This is a genomic window from Streptomyces sp. UNOB3_S3 (assembly GCF_020740895.1).
Classification (GTDB): Bacteria; Actinomycetota; Actinomycetes; order Streptomycetales; family Streptomycetaceae; genus Streptomyces.
The window spans coordinates 6,784-9,790 of record NZ_JAILXP010000273.1 but is presented as its reverse complement, the minus strand read 5'-3'; the positions used below and the strand labels follow the sequence as shown (position 1 = coordinate 9,790).

The following is a 3,007-nucleotide window of genomic DNA, read 5'->3' as shown; positions in this document are numbered from 1 at the left end:
CCCCCGAGGTGACGTGGCTCACAGCGGCGCATACGGGAAGCGGGAGAGCGTCTCCCCCGGAACGCGAAAAATCCCGCCCGATCTGACGATCGGACGGGATTTCCCGCTGGCTCCCATTCCGGTTCGGGAACCTTCTGTTGTGGGGCGTTCACGAGTGGGGCTGACCAGCCACATCCACCGAGCTTGAAGATCGCTTCCCGGATCGGTGGTGATCGCTTCCCGTTTGCTGCGGTGTCGAAGTCGCCAGGGAGCCCTGACAGGCCGACACAACAGCTTTACCTCTCATAGCGGCCAGGGTCCGAGCCTGTCAGGGGCAGGAGATCGGCTTACCGACGATCCGGCTGATGGTGCGGACTGCGTCGCAGACTACGGGCTTCCAGCGGTTGTAGATCTCCTGTGCGGAGACCGGGCTGTGGGCGTTCACTACCTCGATCCGCGCGATCCGTCGAGTGAGCTGGCGGTCCATGTCCAGGTGGGTGCTCTTCCAGCGGTCGCTCTTGCCGAACGGGGACCAGATGGCATCGACGCTGGTGTTGAGGGGCGGGGTGAGTGCGATCGCGCGTCCGCAGGCGTCGTAGGCGACCGAGAGGCTGCTGGCGGTGAAGCCCTTGGCGAGAAACAGGGAGCGCGCGTGGGTGGTGGTGTCGATCCGGCCGCTGTCGCGGTCGACAACGACCCACGTTTCCATGCGGAGCCCCGCGACGGGGTCGTTGGCGAGGTGACCGTCAACGACCCCGGACATCGCCGGGAGCGCGGCGGAACAGTTGACGGGCCGCGGATCCGCGTGGGAAACGGTGGGGGCCAGGCCAAGCCCCAGCAGGGCGGCCATGAGCGCCAGGGTCCTGGCGATCGGGCGGAGGAAGCGGTTCACATGCTCTCCTGGCATGACGTGAGCGGATGTGGGTCAGTTTTGGCCCGGCCGGGTCAAGCCCGCATCAGTCGTGACCAATCACGACCACAGCGGGGCGGAAGCCATGGTCGTGTGCTGGAGTTCCTCTACGCCACATTCTCCGACGCCTTCACTGGAGAACTCGGAGAAATGGCCTGCAGCCCACCGTCCCGTGAGATGGGTACACGCATGGGGAAACCAGGACGTCCACGGAAAGAACCGACAGAGCTACCCAAAGAGGTCAACGCTCTCGTTTCCCTGTTACGCGCGCGAATGACCGAAGCGGGATTCACGAACAAAACGCTTCGCGCTCGCATCATCGAGCTTGGATGGTGGAGCGAGGAGTACCCCGAATGCGACGTTCCCAGTGAAAGCACTATCTCGGCACGGCTCTCCGGAAAGGGGCTGGCCAACGATTGGCCGTTCGTCTCTGCGGTGATCCTGGCCACCAGTACGACAGAAAAGGCAAAAGAAGACGAAGGGCGCCTAGCAAAGGAAGCTCGCAGGCTGTGCGAGATGGCCCCGAAGTCCAAAAATCCTCCCGATCCTCGTGTCCCCTTCTGCACGGCCGGGGGGTCGATGCGCACCCTCCAGAAAACGACTACGGCGCTCACTGAGACAGTCGGGGGCTTGCAGCAGTCGGTCGAGGATCTCCGGATTGCCTACGAGAGTCTGAGCGCGGCTCAGAGGTGCCGGGCAGCCGCAGCGCAAGTAGTCGTAAGCACCACCTGCACAACAGCCGTCCTGGTCCCGATGATCGCCTGGTTGGGCGGGACGTCCAGCCGCCTGCGGCGCGAGTACGACATGCTGCACCGTCTCAGCGCGGCGCCTTCAAGAGTGTTGGAGGCGAAATCCAAGCTGCAAGAGGCTCTGCAGCTCCTGGCCATGGCCAAAGACGAGCTGCGGTCGGCGGATCGCCAGCGCGATTCCTCGCTGGATCGGATCGAGAAGGCAGACAAAACTGAGAGTGATGTCCTCGATGAGATGGAACGCATCGATCATCTGGGCCCGGCAGTACAGGTGATCGCAAGCGCTTCAATCCAGGCGGGGAACGCTGTCCTGCCTACTGAGGCGTGGCGACTGCCCCAGGGCGACCAGAACCTTCTCGCCGACGCCGCCCGCACCCTGGCCCGCGTACGCAACGTACACCAGGCCAACGAAGAGCTCGATCGGGAGCACCATGTCCTATGGGATCCGCCGGACGCATCGGACGATCCGGCTTCGGGCGGTGAACCGCCCCCGGAGCCCCAGACGAAACACAGGTGGGGGATGAAGACCGTGGCAGTGATTACTGCCGTTGCCGCCCTGACCGTTGTCTCCTACCGAGCGGGGCGCAATTGTCGGCACTGTAAGAATGCTCGCGCAGTGCCCTGCAGCTCTTGCCAGGCTACGGGCGAAGCCAGGGTTGGGCTGCCTTGCTGGGGCTGTGCTGGGCGGGGCTCTCCCGATGGACGGAGCAGGTGCCCGTCGTGCAAGGGAACCGGTTCAGTACCTGTGCAAGCCGCTTGCCAAGATTGCGCCGGCGCCGGTGCGGTGAAATGCCCCGCTTGCACCACCTCGCTCAACTGAGCCATTTCCGGGGTACATCAGTGGGCCCGTGGCCTGGGGAGATGAGGGGCATCAGAGGTTGCTCCCCAGGTCACGGTTGTTTCTCTGATGCGGCCCGCTAGCAGAGCTTCGGGGCTTCAGTGCCTGGAGCTGAGCGGGCCCAGCACGGTTACGAGATGTTCTGGCCGAGAGCCAGCTGATCGACCGTGCCGCCGAGCGATGCCCAATCGCTCCAGCCACCGCCGGGCGAGGTTTGCCACTTGTGCCATACAGCGTGGTCGGTGCCCATGACGAATGCTTCCATTCGGCCGTCACGGTTGCGGCCGACGACAGGCGCGTCGATCAGGCCGCCGAGCGAGTTCCAGTTGCTCCAGGCGCCGCCGGGCGAGGTCTGCCAGATGTGCCATAGCCCCTGGTCCATGCCTCGGGCGAACACTTCCAGGCGGCCGTCCGCGTTTCGTGCTGTCGCCATCTGGTCGATGGTGCCGCCCAGGGACGCCCAGCCGCTCCACCCGCCTCCGGGCGAGACCTGCCACGTGTGCCACAAGGCGCCGTCCATGCCCCGGGCGA

At 64.9% G+C, this 3,007-nt stretch carries 2 protein-coding genes and 1 pseudogene; 1 reads left to right on the top strand and 2 read right to left on the bottom strand.

What is annotated here, in order from left to right; genetic code table 11:
* Positions 1-307 precede the first annotated feature (307 nt).
* Positions 308-871 carry a hypothetical protein gene (locus K6I33_RS25265; protein WP_229356828.1) on the bottom strand — a complete coding sequence of 188 codons (564 nt, stop codon included), beginning with the start codon at positions 869-871 and terminating at the stop codon, positions 308-310.
* Positions 872-982: 111 nt separating this feature from the next.
* On the opposite strand from K6I33_RS25265, the gene K6I33_RS25260 reads away from it, so the two are divergent.
* A complete protein-coding gene (locus K6I33_RS25260; RefSeq protein ID WP_229356827.1) occupies positions 983-2,458 on the top strand; it encodes a hypothetical protein in 1,476 nt (491 codons plus the stop codon).
* A gap of 148 nt (positions 2,459-2,606) precedes the next feature.
* Here the strand turns inward: K6I33_RS25260 and K6I33_RS25255 are convergent.
* Positions 2,607-3,007, bottom strand: a pseudogene (locus K6I33_RS25255) (amidase); the annotation flags it as partial.